Source organism: Pseudonocardia cypriaca, from assembly GCF_006717045.1.
In the GTDB taxonomy this organism is placed as follows: domain Bacteria; phylum Actinomycetota; class Actinomycetes; order Mycobacteriales; family Pseudonocardiaceae; genus Pseudonocardia; species Pseudonocardia cypriaca.
Genome location: NZ_VFPH01000001.1, coordinates 2,812,060 through 2,829,489, shown reverse-complemented (window position 1 = coordinate 2,829,489; position 17,430 = coordinate 2,812,060). Strand labels below are relative to the sequence as shown.

The following is a 17,430-nucleotide window of genomic DNA, read 5'->3' as shown; positions in this document are numbered from 1 at the left end:
GCCATGACCGGAGTGCGGGTGCTGGTGGGGACGCGCAAGGGGGCGTTCGTGCTCACCGCGGACGGCACGCGCGAGCGATGGGCGGTGAGCGGACCGCACTTCGCGGGGTGGGAGATCTACCACGTGACCGGCTCGCCCGCCGATCCCGACCGGCTGTACGCGTCGCAGTCGAGCGGCTGGTTCGGGCAGATCGTGCAACGGTCCGACGACGGTGGGGCCACCTGGGAGCCGGTGGGCAACGAGTTCGCCTACGCCGGCGTGCCCGGCACCCACCAGTGGTACGACGGCACCCCGCACCCGTGGGAGTTCGCACGCGTGTGGCACCTCGAACCGTCGGCCACCGACCCGGACACGGTGCTCGCGGGCGTCGAGGACGCTGCGCTCTTCCGCAGCACGGACGGCGGGGCGGGCTGGCAGGAGCTGCCGGGCCTGCGCGAGCACGGCACGGGCTCGAGCTGGCAGCCGGGCGCGGGCGGGATGTGCCTGCACACGATCGTCGTCGACCCGCGCGACCCGGCGCGGATGCACGTCGCGATCTCCGCGGCGGGGGTCTTCCGCACCGAGGACGGCGGCGGGACGTGGGAAGCGGTGAACCGCGGCCTGCGGTCCGAGGGCATCCCCGACGCCGACGCCGAGGTCGGGCACTGCGTGCACCACCTCGCGATGCACCCGGACCGGCCGGACACCCTCTACATGCAGAAGCACTGGGACGTGATGCGCAGCGACGACGGCGGCGGCCTCTGGTACGACATCGGCGAGGGCCTGCCAAGCGACTTCGGCTTCCCGATCGAGGTGCACGCGCACGAGCCGGACACCGTCTACGTCGTGCCGATCACCAGCGACTCGCTCCACTACCCTCCCGAGGGCCGGCTGCGGGTGTTCCGCAGCCGCACCGGCGGGAACGAGTGGGAACCGCTCGCGAAGGGCCTGCCCCAAGAGCACTGCTACGTCAACGTGCTGCGCGACGCGATGGCCGTCGACTCCCTGGACACGTGCGGCGTGTACTTCGGGACGACCGGCGGCCAGGTGTACGCCTCCCGGGATGCGGGCGACACGTGGGCGCCGATCGTGCAGAACCTGCCGCCGGTGCTGTCGGTGCAGGTCCAGACGCTCTCATGAGCGGCGTCAGGGTGAAGCTGCCCGCACACCTGCGCAAGCTGGCTCGGGTGGACGGCGAGGTGCGGCTCGACGTGCCGGCTCCGGTCACGCAGCGGTCGCTGCTCGACGCGCTGGAGGCCTGCCACCCCGTGTTGCGGGGCACGATCCGCGACCACGGCACCCAGCGGCGGCGTGCGTACGTGCGGTTCTTCGCCTGCGAGCAGGACCTGTCCCACGAGGAGCCGGACGCTCCCCTTCCCGACGAGGTGGCGGCAGGGACGGAACCGTTCCTGGTGGTCGGTGCGATGGCGGGTGGTTGAGCGCTCGCACCGCCGCCGGGAGTTCAGGAACGCCACGTTCATGAACCTGAAGGACAGGAACGTGGCGTTCCTGAACCGTGGAGCAGGGGGCGCGGCGGCGTCACTCGAACCGCGACGGGTCGCCCGCTCCCCGGCGGATGATCTCGGGTTCGTCGCCGGAGAAGTCGACGACCGTGGTGGGCTCGGTGCCGCACTCGCCCGAGTCGAGCACCGCGTCCACCGCGTTGTCGAGCCGTTCCTTGATCTCCCAGCCCTGGGTGAGGGGCTCCGGCTCGTCGGGCAGCAGCAGGGTGGACGACAGCAGCGGCTCACCCAGCTCGGCGAGCAGCGCCTGGGCCACGACGTGCTCCGGGATGCGCACGCCCACGGTCTTCTTCTTCGGGTGCAGCAGCCGCCTCGGCACCTCCTTGGTGGCCGGGAGGATGAACGTGTAGCTGCCCGGGGTCGCGGCCTTGACCGCGCGGAACACCGTGTTGCTGATGTGCACGAACTGCCCGAGCTGAGCGAAGTCGCTGCACACCAGCGTGAAGTGGTGCTTGTCGTCGAGCTTGCGGATGGACCGGATGCGGTCGATGCCGTCCCGGTCGCCGAGCTGGCAGCCAAGCGCGAAGCACGAGTCGGTGGGGTAGGCGATCAGCCCGCCGTCCCGCACGATGGCCGCAACCTGCCCGATCGCTCGCCGTTGTGGATCGACCGGGTGGACGTCGAAGTACCGCGCCATGACGCGGAGAGTAGGGCCGACCCGGTCGTTTCCGCAGATCGAAACGCGGCGCGGTCGGGCCGAGGTGCCGAACCGCACACGCAGTGTGCCGGTACTACCTGGCCTTCCGTGGCGCCGCGCCCGTCCCGGCACCTCCCACCGGGCCTTCGATGGCGCCGCGCTCGTCCCGGGCAACCCCTCACCTGGCCTTCGGTGGCGCCGCGCATCGTGCGGGGCCGCCCCTCACGCCTCAAGGGCGCTGCGCGTCGCTCCGCGATCGCTGCGCGACCCTTGACCCGCGAGCCTCTACGGCCCCTGAGGGCCCGCTTCGCGGGCAGGCCCGGGCCTGCCCCTTCGGCGCGCGGCGCCACCGAAGGCGGTCTCACCACCATGATCAAGGCTTCGGCGCGAAAACGGCGAAATCCAGCCGGGAACGCGCCGAAACACCGATCATGGAGCGGGAGCGAGGCTTCAGCGGCGGTTGCGGCCAGGCTGATCGGCGCGAGGAGCACGCCAGCGTCGCGGGCGAGGCCGTCATGTACTGCTCGCGGCTGATCCGCCAGGTTCACGCACCCGTTCTCGTCCCACGCTGCCCGTCGGCCGGCAGCGTGGACCGACAAGGGGTGCGCGGGCACAAACCGGGTGCGCGACGGGCAAGAAGATGCCCGACACCGGCCGCCTGGCGGCGCCGCGCACCAAGAGGGCAGGCCCTTGGGCCTGCCCGCACTGCTTGCCCTCAAGGGGTCGCAGAGGCTCGCAGGTCAAGGGGCGCGAAGCGCTCGCGGAGCGACGCGCAGCGCCCTTGAGCTGTGAGGGGCGGCCCCGCACAATGCGCGGCGCCGCCAGGAGGCCCTGCAAGAGCACACCTTGTGACAGGAGGCGGTTCAGTACGGCTTGTCGATCGTGACCTTCTCGATGGTCCACTTCCGCGCCTGCTCGCTCAGGGTGACGCCGAGGCCGGGGCGGTCGGACAGGTGCATCCGGCCGTCGCGGATCTCGAGGCGTTCGGGGAAGAGCGGGTAGAGCCAGTCGAAGTGCTCCACCCACGGCTCGATCGGGTAGGCGGCCGCGAGGTGGACGTGGATCTCCATCGCGAAGTGCGGGGCGAGCTGCAGGTTCCGGTGCTCGGCCAGGGCGGCGAGCTTGAGGAACTGGGTGATGCCCCCGATGCGCGGGGCGTCGGGCTGCAGGATGTCGACGGCGTCGTGGCGGATCAGCTCGGCGTGCTCGGCGACGCTTGTGAGCATCTCGCCGGACGCGATCGCGGTGTCCAGGGACCGGGCCAGTGCGGCGTGGCCCTCGGCGTCGTAGGCGTCGAGGGGCTCCTCGATCCACACGAGGTCGAACTCCTCGAGCGCGCGCCCGACCCGCATGGCGGTCGGCCGGTCCCACTGCTGGTTGGCGTCCACCATGAGCGGCGCGTCGTCGCCGATGTGCTCGCGGACGGCGCGGACCCGCCGCAGGTCCGCCGCCCGGTCCGGCTGCCCGACCTTGATCTTGATGCCGCCGACACCGGACTCGAGGGTACGGGTGGCGTTGTCGAGCACCTGCTCGATCGGCTCGTGCAGGAACCCGCCGGAGGTGTTGTAGCAGCGCACGGAGTCGCGGTGGGCGCCGAGCAGCTTGGCGAGCGGCAGGGCTGCGCGCTTGGCCTTGAGGTCCCACAGCGCCACGTCGATCGCCGCCAGGGCCTGGGTGGCCGCGCCGCTGCGCCCGACCGACGCGCCCGCCCAGACGAGCTTGGTCCACAGCCGGGCGACGTCGCTGGGGTCCTCGCCGATCAGGTCGGGCGCGACCTCGCGGGCGTGGGCGAACTGCGCCGGCCCGCCGGCCCGCTTCGAGTAGCTGAACCCGACGCCTTCCAGGCCCGCCTCGGTCCAGATCTCGGCGAAGAGGAAGGCGACCTCGGTCATCGGCCGCTGGCGGCCGGTGAGCACCTTGGCGTCGCTGATGCCGGTCGGCAGCGGCAGCGTCACCGACGACAGGGTGACCGAGCTGATCCGGTCCAGGACGGCGGACATGCGGGTTCCTTCCGGGGAGGTCAGCGGACGAGGCAGCGTCATCGGACCAGGCAGGGGCGCTTGGGGTCGAACTCCCAGCCCGGCACGAGGTACCGCATCGCCACGGCGTCGTCGCGCGCACCCAGCCCGTGCTCGAGGTAGCGCTCGTGCGCGGCGGCGAGGGCGTCGCGGTCCAGCTCGACACCGAGGCCGGGGGTGTCCGGCACCGCGATGGCACCGCCCCTGATCTGCAGCGGCTCGCGGGTGAGCGCCTGCCCGTCCTGCCAGATCCAGTGGGTGTCGAGCGCGGTGATCGGCCCGGGAGCGGCCGCTCCGACGTGGGTGAACATCGCGAGCGACACGTCGAAGTGGTTGTTGGAGTGCGAGCCCCAGGTCAGCCCGAAGTCGGAGCACAGCTGCGCCACGCGCACCGAGCCGCGCATGGTCCAGAAGTGCGGATCGGCGAGCGGTATGTCGACGGCGCCCGCGCGGACGGCGTGCGCGAGCTGCCGCCAGTCCGTCGCGATCATGTTGGTGGCCGTGGGCAGGCCGGTGGCGCGGCGGAACTCGGCCATGGTTTCGCGGCCCGAGAAGGCGCCTTCGGCGCCGACGGGATCCTCGGCGTAGGCGAGGACGCCGTGCAGGTCGCGGCAGAGCTCGACGGCCTCGGCGAGGGGCCACGCGCCGTTCGGGTCGAGGGTGATGCGGGCGTCCGGGAAGCGGGCCGCGAGGGCTCGAACCGCGGCCACCTCCTCCTCGCCGGCGAACACGCCGCCCTTGAGCTTGAAGTCGGCGAACCCGTACCTGGCCTGCGCCGCCTCGGCCAGTGCCACGACGTCCTTCGGCGTGAGCGCGGGCTCGCGGCGCAGCCGCTCCCAGTCGTCGGCGGGGTTCTCCTCGGCGACGTACGGCAGGTCCGTGGCGCGCCGGTCGCCGACGTAGAACAGGTAGCCGAGCACCGGCACGGAGTCGCGCTGCTGTCCCTCGCCGAGCAGCTCGGCCACCGGCACCCCGAGGTGCTGGCCGAGCAGGTCGAGCAGCGCCGACTCCAGGGCCGTGACGGCGTGGATCGTGGTGCGCTGGTCGAAGGTCTGCAGCCCACGGCCGCCGCGGTCCCGGTCGGCGAACGCCTCCGCCACCGACCGCAGGAGCGACCCGGCCCTGGCCACGGGCTTCCCGACGAGCAGCTCCCCGGCGTCGGCGATCGTCCGCCGGATGGCCTCCCCGCCGGGCACCTCGCCGACGCCGGTGCAGCCCGCGCTGTCGGTCACGATCGCGATCGTGCGGGTGAAGAACGGCCCGTGCGCGCCGCTCAGGTTGAGCAGCATGCTGTCGTGCCCCGCGACGGGCACGACGTCCACGCGCGCGACGGTCGGGGTTCCACCCATGTCAGGAGACCTTCTGCACCAGCGTCGCCAGCTCGGCGCGCTCGTCGTCGGTGAGGTCGGTGAGCGGCGGGCGCACCCGGCCGCCGTTCCGGCCGACCGCCGTGAGCCCGGCCTTGATGATCGACACGGCGTAGCCCTTCCCGCGGTCGCGGATGTCGAGGTACGGGATCACGAACTCCGACAGCATCCGGTAGACCGTCTCCCGGTCCTGTCTGCGCACCGCGGCGTAGAAGCTCAGCGCGAACTCGGGCAGGAAGTTGTAGAGCGCCGAGGAATAGGTGCTCACGCCCAGCTGCAGCAGTGGAAGCGCGAACGTCTCGGCGGTGGGGAGGCCACCGATGTAGGTCAGCCGGTCGCCGAGCCGCGCGTAGATCCGGGTGAGCCGCTCGATGTCGCCGACGCCGTCCTTGAACCCGACCAGGTTCGGGTTGCGCTCGGCGAGCTCGGCGACGGTGGTGTCGGTCAGCACGGCGTTCGCCCGGCTGTAGACGATCACGCCGAGGTCGGTGGCCCGGCACACGGCGCTGACGTGCTCGGCGAGGCCCCGCTGGCTCGCCTCGGTGAGGTACGGCGGGAACAGCAGCACCCCGGAGGCGCCCGCGTCCTGCGCGGCCTCCGCCTGCGCCACCGCGAGCGCGGTGGCCCCGGTGGCCGGCGCGATCACGGGCACGCGGTCCCCCACCTCGGACACGGCCGTGCGGACCACGTGGTCGATCTCCGGCGGGGTGAGCGAGAAGCCCTCCCCCGTGCCGCCTGCGGCAAACAGGCCCGCGACGTCGAACCCGGCCTGCCAGGCCAGGTGCTCCCGGTACCGGGGCTCGTCGAACTGCAGGTCGGCGTCGAAGTGGGTCACCGGGAAGGACAGCAGGCCGGACCGGAGCCGGTCGGCGAGTTCGTCCGGGGGCAGCAGCGTCACGCGGTCACCGTAAGAACACGGACGATGCCTGTCCAAGAGCAGTTCCGCATGGTGCGATACCTGCCCAGCATCACGGGTAGCCGTCGAGGACCTCCAGCACCCGCCGTAGCGCGGGGTTGCCCGACTCCCGCACCCACAGCAGGTGCAGCTCGGCCGGCTCGGGGACGGGCGTGGCCAGCCGCACGAAGCCGACGCCCTCGATCCGCAGCCGGGTGGCCGACGCCGGCACGAACGCGATGCCACGACCGGCCGCCACCAGCCAGAGCATCGTGAGCACCTGGCTCACGCTGTGGACGATGTCCTCCTGGGGGATCGGCACGACGCCGGCGATCAGGTCGTAGAAGTAGCGCGCCTTGGTGGGCGAGTGCATGACGACCGGCTCGCCGACGACGTCGTCGGCCGTCGCGTCGCGGTCGAGACCCAGCAGCCGGTGGCCCGCCGGCACGGCGACGAGCATCGGCTCGCGGTGCAGCAGCCGCGAGTCGAACGTGTCGCGGTCGAACGGGGGTCGGGCGAGCCCGAGGTCGATCTCCCGGTTGGCCAGCGCCGCCACCTGCTCGCGGGTGACCATCTCCACGAGGTCGACGTCGACGTCGGGCAACTGGCGGCCGAGCTCGTTGAGCAGCTCGCCGAGGATCCCGTAGGTGGACGCGGCCGTGAACCCGATGCGCACCACGCCGCTGGTGCCGGACGAGACCCGCCGCGCCAGGTCGGGGGCCGCGTCGGCGAGTGCCAGCAGCCGCCGCGCCTCGGTGAGGAACACCCGGCCGGCCGCCGTGAGGTTGACCCGCCGGTTGTCCCGCACCAGGAGCTGCGCGCCGACGGCCCGCTCCAGCTTCTGGATCTGCCGCGAGAGCGGGGGCTGCGTCATCTTCAGGCGGACGGCGGCCCGCCCGAAGTGCAGCTCGTCGGCCACGGCGACGAACCCGCGCAGCTGCTCGAGCGTGTATGCCATGCACGAACGGTATCAATCCATGCCACAACGGATTTGGACAGGCATGACCGGCGTTCCTAGGCTCCCCCGGCAAGGAACGCGGCTTCTCGAAGGGGAGAACGACATGACCAGGACCGCCGCCGGGCGCTGCTGGCCGGCGATCGGGCTCGGGCTCGCCCTCGCCGTCTCACTCACCGCCTGCGGCGGCAACCTCGGCTCCGGTGGCTCCGCGGGCTCGGGGACCGCCGAGTTCCCGGGCGGAGAACCCGTCACGATCCTCGTCGGAGCGGACCCGGGTGGCAGCACCGACCTGATCGCCCGCGCACTCGCCGAACCGGCCTCCGACGACCTCGGCGTGCCGGTCGTCGTCGAGAACCGGCCCGGCGCGAACGGGGCGATCGCCGCGCGCGAGCTGGCCACGGCCGCCCCGGACGGCCACAGGCTGATGATCTTCAACGGCAGCCTCGCCTACATCACTCCCCTTGCGGTCTCGCCGGAGGAGGCCGTCGACATGGCCGACTACGAGATCATCACGGGCGTTTCCCAGGACGACTACGTGCTCGTGACCGCGCCGTCCTCCGGGCTGCGCACCGTCCAGGACCTCGTGAACGCCGGCCGGCCGATCACCTACGGCACCACGGGCGTCGGCACCGGCAGCGAGCTGTCCCAGGCGCTGCTGTTCCACCAGGCAGGTGTCCCCGCGAGCGCGGTTCCCTTCGACGGCGGCTCGCCCACGCTCACCGCGGTGCTCGGCGGCCAGGTCGACGTCGGGTCGATCCAGCTCGGCGAGGCGGTGGAACAGATCCGGGCGGGCACGCTCACGCCCATCGTGACGTTCGCCCGGCAGCGGCCCTCCTACCTGCCCGACACGCCCACCGCGGTGGAGGCGGGCTACGACGTGCCGGTGCAGCAGTCCCGTGCGGTCGCGGCGCCGAAGGGCACTCCGCCCGCCGTACTGGACCGGCTGCGCGCGTCGTTCCAGAAGGCGTTCGCCGACGACGCGTACCGCCGGTTCAACACCGACAACCAGCTCACCCCCAACGAGGTCGGCGGCGAGGAGCTGCGCGGCCAGTGGACCGGCAACCTCGACAGCTACCGCCAGGTCACCGAGCAGTACGGCATCAGGTTGGGCGGGGAACGATGAACGATCGGCTCGCCGACGCCGTCCACGAGGTGGAGGAGGCCGAGCACGAGTTCCGGCCGCCGGTGGCCGGCCGGGTGACCGACGTCGTCGTCGGGATCGCGGTGGTGGCGCTCGGCGTGGCCGCGCTGCTCGGGTCGCTCGCCCTCGGGGTCGGCAGCCCGCGCGCCCCCGGCACCGGGACCTGGCCGTTCCTGGTGAGCATCGTGCTCGTCGTCCTCGGGCTCGGGCTGCTGGTGATGACCGGCCGCACCCGCGACGCGGAGCGGTTCACCGGCGCCGGCGGGCTCGTGCTCGCGGGCCTGGCCACCATGATCGCGTTCGTCGCGGTGATCTCGGTGATCGGATTCGAGATCCCGGCCGCCCTGCTGATGTTCGTCTGGCTGAAGTTCCTCGGCGGCGAGTCGTGGCGGTTCTCGGTCGTCACGAGCCTCGCCACGGTGGCCGCCTTCTACGTCGTCTTCGTCGGGCTGCTCGCGGTCCCGATCCCGCACATGTTCTGAGGGGCTCACCCGTGGACCTGACTCCGGTGGTGGAGGGCTTCAGCGTGGTGCTGGAGCCGACCAACCTCCTGTTCTGCCTGCTCGGCGTCGTCATCGGCATGCTGATCGGCGTGCTGCCGGGCCTCGGCCCGGCGGCGACGATCGCGATCCTGCTGCCGATCACGTTCGGGCTCGAGCCGGTGACGGCGATCATCATGCTCGCCGGCATCTTCTACGGCGCCCAGTACGGCGGCACGATCACGTCGGTGCTGCTGCGGCTGCCCGGCGAGGCGTCATCGGTGGTCACCGTGTTCGACGGGCACGCGATGGCGCGCCAGGGCCGGGCCGGTACCGCGCTCGGCATCGCGGCCATCGGCTCGTTCATCGGCGGCACGGTGTCGATCGTGGCGCTGTCGCTGCTCGCGCCGATCGTCGCGGGCTTCGCGCTCGACTTCGGGCCACCGGAGTACACCGCGCTCGCGCTGCTGGGCATCCTGCTGGTCGCGACGGTCTCCAGTGGCCACCGCCTCAAGGCGCTCGTCGCCGCCTGCGTCGGGCTGCTGCTCGCCACCGTAGGCCGGGACGGCTTCACCGGAGCCGCGCGGTTCACCTTCGACAACCTCTCCCTCGCCGACGGCATCGACTTCGTGCCGATCGCGATGGGCCTGTTCGGGCTCGGGGAGATCCTCTACAACCTCGAGGAGCGCCACCACTCGGTGCAGGCGCCCAAGCGCGTCGGCGACGTCTGGCCGTCGCGCGCCGACCTGCGGGCGTCGTCAGGGGCGATCGGACGCGGGTCGCTGATCGGCTTCGTGCTCGGGATCCTCCCGGGCGGCGGGGCCGTGATCGCCTCGCTCGCCGCCTACGGGCTCGAGAAGCGCCGGTCCAAGCACCCCGAGCGCTTCGGGCAGGGCGCCGTGGAGGGCGTCGCGGCGCCGGAGACCGCCAACAACGCGGCCGCCACCTCGTCGTTCATCCCGCTGCTGACGCTGGGCATCCCGGCGAACGCGACGATGGCGGTGATCTTCGGGGCGCTGCTCATCCAGGGCGTGAGCCCCGGGCCCCAGCTGGTGACCGAGCACCCCGAGCTGTTCTGGGGCGTGATCAACTCGATGTACATCGGCAACATCCTGCTGCTGATCATGAGCATCCCGCTGGTCGGGCTCTTCGTGCGGATCCTGCGGGTGCGCGCCACGATCCTCGCGCCGATCACGGTGCTGATCACGCTCGTCGGCGTCTACACGGTGGGCAACGACGTCTTCGACATCGTGCTCGTGATCGTCTTCGGTGCGGTGGGCTACCTGATGAAGAAGCTCGGCTTCGAGCCGGGTCCGCTGGTGCTCGCCTTCGTGCTCGGCTCGCTGCTCGAGGAGTCGCTCCGCCGCTCGTTGATCATCTTCGAGGGCGATGCCACCGGGTTCGTGACCCGCCCGATCTCGGGCACGCTGCTCGCCGCGTTCGTGGTGGTCGCCCTCCTCCCGCTGGTCCGGGTCGTGCTCGCCCGGCGACGTTCCGAGTCGAAGGAGTCCGTGTGACGGTCCTGGTCGGGTTCGTACCCACAGCGGAGGGCGAGGCCGCCTTCGCCGCCGCCCTCGACGAGGCGCAGCGGCGCGGGGAGGACCTGCTGGTGCTCAACTCGCCGCGCGACGGGGCGCCCGTGAGCGCCGACGTCGCCCCGCCCGAGGTGGTCGCCGCCCTCACCGCCCGGGCGGGAGCGGCCGGGGTCGCGATGCGCCTCGTGCAGGAGCCGCGGCACGGGGAGCTGGCCGACGCGGTCCTCCGCGCGGCGGGCGACGCCGACGCCTCCGTGATCATCGTCGGCCTGCGCCGCCGCTCCCCCGTCGGCAAGCTCATCCTGGGCAGCAGCGCGCAGCGGATCCTCCTGGAGGCCGACCGGCCGGTGCTGGCGGTCAAGCCCTAGCGGGCTGCGACCGCCACCCGCAGCCCGAGCCCGACGAGGACGGTGCCGCTCACCGCCTCCAGCCGCGCCCTGATCCGCGGGCGGCGGAACCAGCCGCCTGCCCGCGCCACCCCGGCCGCGAGTGCCAGGTAGAAGCCGGTCTCCAGCACGACCTGCAGCGCGGCGAACCCGGCGGTGGTCGCGAACAGCGGCATGTCGGCCGGCACGAACTGCGGGTAGAACGCGATCATGAACACTGCGGCCTTCGGGTTGGCGAGCATGACGACGAACCCCTCGCCGAACGCCGCCCATCCCCTGGCGGGCGAGGCCGCCACCGGCTCCGTCCCTTCCCCGACCTCCCGGCGCTGCCGCCACGCCGCCCGCCACGCCCGCACCCCCAGGACGATCAGGAACGCAGCTCCCGCCACCCGCAGCACCAGGTAGGCGACCTCCGACGCCGCCACCAGCGCGGCGAACCCGGCGGCGGCGAGCAACGCCCACACGTACAGCCCCGCCTCCAGGCCCAGCACGGTGGGCACGGCGCCCCGGAACCCGTGCAGCGCCGCCCGCCGAAGGATCAGCGCCATGGCAGGCCCGGGCGAGGCGGAGATGAGGAAGACGGCGACGACGAAGGCGGGCAGCGCGGCGACGAGATCCACGCGGTGGACACTCCCAGCCGAGGTCTGCGAGATCCACCCGATAACCCGACTCCGGTTCCGACGAGCGGCGCGTTCGTCGGAACCTAACCGACGAGCGCGCCGTTCGTCGGATCAGGAGAGCGCGGGTGGGACGCAGAAGTCCAGGTCGCAGCCCTGGTCGGCGCCCAGCACCCGTTCGTGGAACAGCCTTCCGTAACCCGTCGCCGGGCCGGGTGGGGGCGGTGGGAGCGCCTCGCGGCGGCGGGCCAGCTCCGCCTCGTCGACGAGGAGGTCGAGGCGGGCCTCGCTCACCGAGAGCCGGATGCGGTCGCCGGTGCGCACCAGCGCGAGCGGGCCGCCGATCGCGGCCTCGGGCGTGACGTGCAGGACGATCGTGCCGTACGCGGTGCCGCTCATCCGGGCGTCGGAGATGCGCACCATGTCCTTGACGCCTGCGCGGGCGAGCTTGCCCGGGATCGGCAGGTAGCCCGCCTCGGGCATGCCGGCGCCGCGCGGACCGGCGTTCTGCAGCACGAGGACGTCGTCGGGGGTGACGTCCAGGTCGGGGTCGTCGATGCGGGCGGCGAGATCCTCGAGCGAGGTGAACACGACGGCCCGGCCGGTGGTCTCGAAGAGCGCGGGGTCGGCGGCCGACCGCTTGATCACCGCGCCCTGCGGCGCGAGGGATCCCCGCAACCAGACCAGGCCACCCACCGGGCGCGCGGGGTCGGAGAGCGGGCGGACGACGGACCGGTCCACCCAGCGCGGCCCCTCGCCGAGCAGGTCGCCGAGCGTCTTCCCCGTGACGGTCGGGGCCGACAGGTCGAGCAGGTCCCGCAGCTCGTGCAGGACGGCGGCGAGACCACCGGAGGCGTGCAGGTCCTCCATGTAGTGGTCGCCGGTGGGCTTGAGCTCCACGAGGACCGGGGTGGTGTCGCTCAGGGCGTTCAGCTCGTCCGGGTCGATGCGCAGGCCGAGTCGCCCGGCCACTGCGGTGAGGTGGACGAGCGCGTTCGTCGAGCCACCGATCGCGAGCAGCACGCGCAGCGCGTTGCGTACCGACGCCGGCGTGACCACCTGGTCCGGGGTGCGCCCGGCGCGGGCGATCTCCACCGCCGCCGCGCCGGTCGCCTCGCCGACCCGCAGCCGGTCGGCGTGCACGGCGGGCGCGGTGGCGCTGCCGGGCAGGGCCATCCCCAGCGCCTCGACGATGCAGGCCATCGTGCTGGCGGTGCCCATCACCGCGCAGGTGCCCGCGGTGGTGGCGAGGTTGCGCTCCACCTCGGCGATCTCGACGTCGTCGACCTCGCCGGCGCGGTAGCGGGCCCAGAACCGGCGGCAGTCGGTGCAGGCACCCAACCGCTCGCCGTGGTAGCGGCCGGTGGACATCGGCCCGGTGACCAGCTGGATCGCCGGGCGGCCCGCCGAGAACGCACCCATGAGCTGCGCCGGCACCGTCTTGTCGCAGCCGCCGACCAGCACGACCGCGTCCATCGGCTGCGCCCGCACCATCTCCTCGACGTCCATGGCCATGAGGTTGCGGAACACCATCGAGGTGGGGGTCAGGAAGCTCTCGCCGAGCGAGATCGTCGGGAACGCCATCGGCAGACCGCCCGCGGAGAGGATCCCGCGCTCGACGGACGTCACCAGCTCCGGCAGCGCCCGGTGGCAGGGGTTGAAGTCGCTCGGCGACGTCGCGATCCCGATCACCGGACGGTCGAGGGACTCCGGGGAGCGCCCGCTCGCGTGCAGGAAGCTGCGGCGCAGGAACCGCGAGAACGCCACGTCGCCGTAGTTCGCGAAGCCGCGATCGAGACCGTTCACGAAGCGACCCGCAGCGCGTGGGGCGTGTGGCGCAGGTGCTCCAGCAGCACGGGGAGCAGCGGTTCCGGGGCGGGCGGGGCGGGCGGGCGCACCGCGGGCGCGGCGATGAGCCCGCGGTGCACGAAGCTGTGCTTGCGCAGGGAGAGCGCGATGCCCGACTGGAACTCGAAGTTGACCAGCGGCAGGTAGTCCCGCCACACCTCGCGGGCGGCCGAGAACCCGCCGTCCCGGAACGCGCCGACGCAGGCGATCAGGCCCTCGGGCACCGAGAACCCGGTCATCGCCCCCGCGGAACCGACGGCGAGCTCGTCGAGCAGGCCGGTGCCACCGAGCCCGCCGAACACCGGCACGTCCAGCCCGGCCACCAGAGTGGCGACGGCGGGCGGGCTCGGCGACGACTCCGACTTCACGGCAACCGCCGCCGGGATCTGCCGCACGGCCGCGACCAGGTCGTCCGTCGCGATGGACACCCCGCTGACCACGGGGTAGTCCTGCACGACGATCCCCTGCCCGGTGCGCTCGGCCACCGAGTTGACCTGGGCGGCCACGGCGTCCGGGTCGGGCGAGCCCACCTGCACCATCAGCCCGGCCGGCGCGCGGTCCAGCACGTCGAGCACGTTCTCCGCCTCGGCACAGGCCGCCTCGGCATCCAGCGCGGACAGCCCGATCACCATCGGCAGCTCACCGGCCGCCTTCGCGGCCGTCCGCACCACGGTGCGTCGCTCGTCCGGGGTGAGCCGGGCCGCCTCCCCGAAGACCCCGAGCACGGTGAGCCCGGTTGCCCCGATCCGGACGTAGTGCTCCACCTGCCCCGCGAGGGAATCGGTGTCGACCGCGGAGCCGTCCGGGGTGAGCGGTGTGGCGAGGACCCCCCACACCCCAGGGGCGAGCTTCTCGAATGTCACGGAGTTCCTTTCGTCGTGACTGCGGTGGCCACGGTGTAGGCCTCCAGGCTCTCCGTACCCCCCTCGCGACCGTAACCCGACAGGTGCACCCCGCCGAACGGGGACGCCGCGGACGCGAGCGCCGTCTCGTTCACCCCGATCATGCCGACGTCGAGCCCTGCGACCACGGTGTCGGCCCTGGCCAGGTCGCAGGTGAACACGTAGGCGGCGAGCCCGTAGGGCACGTGGCCAGCGCGGGCGAGACCCTCGTCGAGGTCGGTGAACCGCAGGACCGGCAGGATCGGGCCGAACGGTTCCTCGGCGAGCAACGCGGCACCGGGCGGGACGTCGGTGAGGACGGTCGGCGGGTAGAACCAGCCCGGCCCGTCGGGGACCCGGCCGCCGCACCGCACAGCGGCGCCGTCGGCCGCCGCCTTGTCGACGAGCTCGGCCACCGCCGCCCGCCGCCGCTCGTTGGCGAGGGGCCCGACGTCGGTGTCCGGGTCCGCCCCCGGGCCGACCCGCAGCTCCGCCACCCGGTCCAGGACGGCGGCGACGAACCGGTCGTGCACACCGTCCTGGACGAAGATCCGGCTCGGCGAGACGCAGACCTGCCCGGCGTTGCGGAACTTCGCCCGCACCACGGTCGCCGCGGCCCGCTCCACCGCCTCGTCGTCGAGGTCGTCGAGCACCAGCACCGGCGCGTGGCCGCCCAGCTCGAGGGTCAGTGGCTGCAGGTGCGTGGCCGACAGGCGCACGAGCTCCTGCCCCACGGGCACCGACCCGGTCAGCGTGATCTTCGAGATGGTCGGCGACGCGATCAGGTGGGTGCTCACCCGCGGCGGGTCGCCGGTGACCAGGTTGACCACGCCGTCCGGCACGCCCGCGTCCTGCAACGCCGCGACCAGCGCCATCGCCGTGCGTGGCGCCTCCACGGCCGGGCACAGCACGATGCTGCACCCGTACGCGACGGCCGGGGCGAGCTTGCGGGCCGGCAGCGAGGCCGGGAAGTTCCAGGCGGTGAACGCCGCCACGGGCCCGACCGGGCGGCGCTCCACCCAGGACCGGCGCCCTGGCTCGGTGGCGAGCACCCGCCCGTAGGAGCGCACGGCCTCGCCTGCGAACCAGTCGAAGTACTCGCCCGCCTGCCGCACCTCGGCCCGCGCCTCCGCCAGTGGCTTGCCCTGCTCCTGGGTCAGGACGGCCGCGACCTCCTCCGCGCGCTCGGCCAGCAACAGCGCCGCCCGCCGCAGGACGGCGGCGCGCTCGGCCGGGGCGGTCCGCCGCCAGGTCGCGAACCCGGCCGCCGCGGCGGCGAGCACGTCGTCGAGGTCGTCGTCGGCCGCGTTGGGCACCCGGGCGACCACGTCCCCGGTGGCCGGGTCGTGGACGTCGATCGTCCGGCCGTCGGAGGCGTCGCGCCACACGCCCCCGACGAACAGCCGCTCCGGCACCCCGCTCACGAGGCGGCACCCGGCACGAGCACGAGCAGGCTCACCGCCGGCAGCGGCAGCTCCACGGTGAGCGACAGACCCTGCCCGTCCTCCACCGCGACGGTCGTGTCGTCGGCGTAGCGCTCGAGGCCCTGCCGGTCGGCGATCGTGGCCAGCTGCTCCGGCGTCGGCTCCTGCGGGGCGCCGAGGTCCTGCCACACGGTGTGGCTGTTGCTGTGGCCCGCGTCGATCCGCCAGTGCGAGAGCGTCCACTCGCCCGCGGCCAGGCCGTCGACCCGGAGGTCGACCACGGTCGGGTCGTCGTCGACGGCGTACTGGTCGTCGGCGTGCCGCCACACGAGCACGGCGACGCTCCCGTCGGTGGAGCCGGCCGAGGCCAGCACGTCCACCTCTTCGGCCAGGCCCGCGCCCAGGGCGGAGAGGTCGTCGACCGCGACGGCGGCGTCGGAGCTCGCCGCGATCCTGCGGTCGCCCAGGTGCGCGAGGGCGCGGTAGGCGTTCATCAACGGCTTCTCGATGCCCGACGCCGTGACGAAGCTGCGGGTGCCCTCGAAGTAGCGCTCCCCCTCCATGGAGAAGCTCCACGTCGTCGCCTCGGCCACTTGCGCGGTGCGCCGCGCGTTCAGGTCGAGGACCTTCTTCATGAGCTTGACCTGGAACACCGGGTAGTACTCGGTGTTGCGGTAGGCGAAGTTCGGGTTGTCGTACACACCCCAGTGGGCGGGCACCGACGCGTCGCACTCGTCGACGATCGCGGGCAGGCCGGTGTACTGCGGGAACTCCTCGATCACCGCGAGCGCCCTGTCGATCTCGCGCAGCATCTTCGTCGTCGACGGCGACTGCTGCTCCGGTGCCGGGGCGCCGATCGGGCCGTAGGTGCGCCACGGGGTGAAGTGCGCGCCCTTGGTGTGGAACGAGACGAAGTCCAGCGGGAGGTCCCGGTCCGCGCACGCGGCGAGGAAGCCGCGCAGGAACACGGCGCCCTGATCGCCGCCGGTCACGGCGGGCCCGCCGACCCGCGCCTGCGGCAGGACGCTGCGCACCGCGGCGGCCGTCACCGCGTACAGCTCGTGGAACTCCTCCGGCGTGCCGCGCCAGTAGGAGATGTCGGGCTCGTTCCACAGCTCCCACAGCCAGTGCGACACCTCGTCGGCGCCGTAGCGGTCGCGGCAGTGCTCCGCGAGCGCGGCGACGAGGCCGCCCCACTTCGCGTAGTCCTTCGGCGGGTAGGACCACCAGCCGGCCTCGTACTCGCTGTAGAGCGTGGGGCTGGGCGTGAACGCGAAGTCGGCCTTCGCCCGCTCCTCGGGCACCAGCGCCCGCGGGGTGAAGGCCAGCTCGACGAGCGGGTGGTGCCCGGCCCCGACGATCGTGTCGTAGGTGAGGTCGGCGATCGTGAAGTCGTAGAACGGGTTGCCGTCGGCGTCCTCGTGGTAGACGTTCCCGGCACCCCAGTGCGGCAGCCCGAGCCCCGTGCCGCTGTTGAAGACGTAGTGCGGGCGCACGTGGTACGCGGTCTCGGCGAACGAGCCGATCGTCTTCAGCGTCCGCTTGCCCTGCGGCGTGTAGGTCCAGTTGATCTCGTCGTACCCGAGGCTCGCCCACGGACGCGGCAGCACGCCTCGGTCGTCGCGCGCGTCGACCCGCACCTCGGCCCGCCGCACGTGCGGAGCGTCGGGGTCCGACGGGGCGTGGCGCAGCGCCTGCACGGCGCTCGGCGAGCTGTTCTGGTCTGTCATGTCTCCCTTTCC

The 17,430-nt window shown here is 72.9% G+C and carries 16 protein-coding genes; 6 read left to right on the top strand and 10 right to left on the bottom strand.

The features are described from left to right. The first annotated feature begins 3 nt into the window (after nt 1-3). Nucleotides 4-1,119: a WD40/YVTN/BNR-like repeat-containing protein gene (locus FB388_RS13495; protein WP_142100855.1), complete on the top strand. Its 1,116-nt coding sequence runs from the start codon at nt 4-6 to the stop codon at nt 1,117-1,119. Beyond that, nucleotides 1,116-1,418: a ubiquitin family protein gene (locus FB388_RS13490; protein WP_142100853.1), complete on the top strand. Its 303-nt coding sequence runs from the start codon at nt 1,116-1,118 to the stop codon at nt 1,416-1,418. The genes FB388_RS13495 and FB388_RS13490 overlap by 4 nt, the downstream gene beginning before the upstream one ends. Before the next feature lie 100 nt (nt 1,419-1,518). On the opposite strand, the gene FB388_RS13485 is transcribed toward FB388_RS13490, so the two are convergent. From FB388_RS13485 to FB388_RS13465, 5 genes are all read right to left on the bottom strand, one after another. Then, a complete protein-coding gene (locus FB388_RS13485) occupies nt 1,519-2,139 on the bottom strand; it encodes an L-threonylcarbamoyladenylate synthase (RefSeq protein WP_142100851.1) in 621 nt (206 codons plus the stop codon). 863 nt (nt 2,140-3,002) lie between these two features. Continuing rightward, the gene (locus tag FB388_RS13480; protein ID WP_211361892.1) at nt 3,003-4,139 is read right to left on the bottom strand and encodes an L-talarate/galactarate dehydratase; all 1,137 of its coding nucleotides are present in this window, start codon (nt 4,137-4,139) and stop codon (nt 3,003-3,005) included. Between the two features lie 38 nt (nt 4,140-4,177). Further along, a complete protein-coding gene (locus tag FB388_RS13475) occupies nt 4,178-5,506 on the bottom strand; it encodes an enolase C-terminal domain-like protein (protein WP_142100847.1) in 1,329 nt (442 codons plus the stop codon). A 1-nt stretch (nt 5,507) separates the two neighbouring features. Then, complete coding sequence (gene kdgD, locus FB388_RS13470; protein ID WP_142100845.1) at nt 5,508-6,422, bottom strand: 5-dehydro-4-deoxyglucarate dehydratase; 915 nt, start codon at nt 6,420-6,422, stop codon at nt 5,508-5,510. A gap of 70 nt (nt 6,423-6,492) precedes the next feature. Next, the gene (locus FB388_RS13465) at nt 6,493-7,377 is read right to left on the bottom strand and encodes a LysR family transcriptional regulator (RefSeq protein WP_142100843.1); all 885 of its coding nucleotides are present in this window, start codon (nt 7,375-7,377) and stop codon (nt 6,493-6,495) included. 103 nt (nt 7,378-7,480) lie between these two features. Between FB388_RS13465 and FB388_RS13460 the strand changes: the two genes are divergently transcribed. The 4 genes from FB388_RS13460 to FB388_RS13445 are packed head-to-tail and all read left to right on the top strand — an operon-like array spanning nt 7,481 to nt 10,900. After that, nucleotides 7,481-8,500, top strand: a complete 1,020-nt coding sequence (locus FB388_RS13460; RefSeq protein ID WP_142100841.1) for a tripartite tricarboxylate transporter substrate binding protein — start codon at nt 7,481-7,483, stop codon at nt 8,498-8,500. Continuing rightward, nucleotides 8,497-9,000, top strand: coding sequence for a tripartite tricarboxylate transporter TctB family protein (locus FB388_RS13455; RefSeq protein WP_142100839.1), 504 nt, complete (start codon nt 8,497-8,499; stop codon nt 8,998-9,000). The genes FB388_RS13460 and FB388_RS13455 overlap by 4 nt, the downstream gene beginning before the upstream one ends. 11 nt (nt 9,001-9,011) lie before the next feature. Continuing rightward, nucleotides 9,012-10,514: a tripartite tricarboxylate transporter permease gene (locus tag FB388_RS13450; protein ID WP_142100837.1), complete on the top strand. Its 1,503-nt coding sequence runs from the start codon at nt 9,012-9,014 to the stop codon at nt 10,512-10,514. Then, on the top strand, nt 10,511-10,900 hold the full coding sequence (locus FB388_RS13445; RefSeq protein ID WP_142100834.1) for a universal stress protein: 390 nt from the start codon (nt 10,511-10,513) through the stop codon (nt 10,898-10,900). The genes FB388_RS13450 and FB388_RS13445 overlap by 4 nt, the downstream gene beginning before the upstream one ends. Here the strand turns inward: FB388_RS13445 and FB388_RS13440 are convergent. The 5 genes from FB388_RS13440 to FB388_RS13420 all read right to left on the bottom strand — a co-directional run bounded on the left by FB388_RS13440 (nt 10,897) and on the right by FB388_RS13420 (nt 17,418). Next, the gene (locus FB388_RS13440; RefSeq protein WP_142100832.1) at nt 10,897-11,538 is read right to left on the bottom strand and encodes a LysE family translocator; all 642 of its coding nucleotides are present in this window, start codon (nt 11,536-11,538) and stop codon (nt 10,897-10,899) included. The genes FB388_RS13445 and FB388_RS13440 overlap by 4 nt on opposite strands. A gap of 111 nt (nt 11,539-11,649) precedes the next feature. Next, entirely contained in the window at nt 11,650-13,341 is a 1,692-nt protein-coding gene (locus tag FB388_RS13435; protein ID WP_142100830.1) for a dihydroxy-acid dehydratase, read from the bottom strand. After that, on the bottom strand, nt 13,338-14,246 hold the full coding sequence (locus tag FB388_RS13430) for a dihydrodipicolinate synthase family protein (RefSeq protein WP_211361891.1): 909 nt from the start codon (nt 14,244-14,246) through the stop codon (nt 13,338-13,340). The genes FB388_RS13435 and FB388_RS13430 overlap by 4 nt, the downstream gene beginning before the upstream one ends. Beyond that, nucleotides 14,243-15,688, bottom strand: coding sequence for an NAD-dependent succinate-semialdehyde dehydrogenase (locus FB388_RS13425; RefSeq protein ID WP_142100828.1), 1,446 nt, complete (start codon nt 15,686-15,688; stop codon nt 14,243-14,245). The genes FB388_RS13430 and FB388_RS13425 overlap by 4 nt, the downstream gene beginning before the upstream one ends. Next, a complete protein-coding gene (locus FB388_RS13420; protein ID WP_142100826.1) occupies nt 15,685-17,418 on the bottom strand; it encodes a GH39 family glycosyl hydrolase in 1,734 nt (577 codons plus the stop codon). The genes FB388_RS13425 and FB388_RS13420 overlap by 4 nt, the downstream gene beginning before the upstream one ends. Nucleotides 17,419-17,430 lie beyond the last annotated feature (12 nt).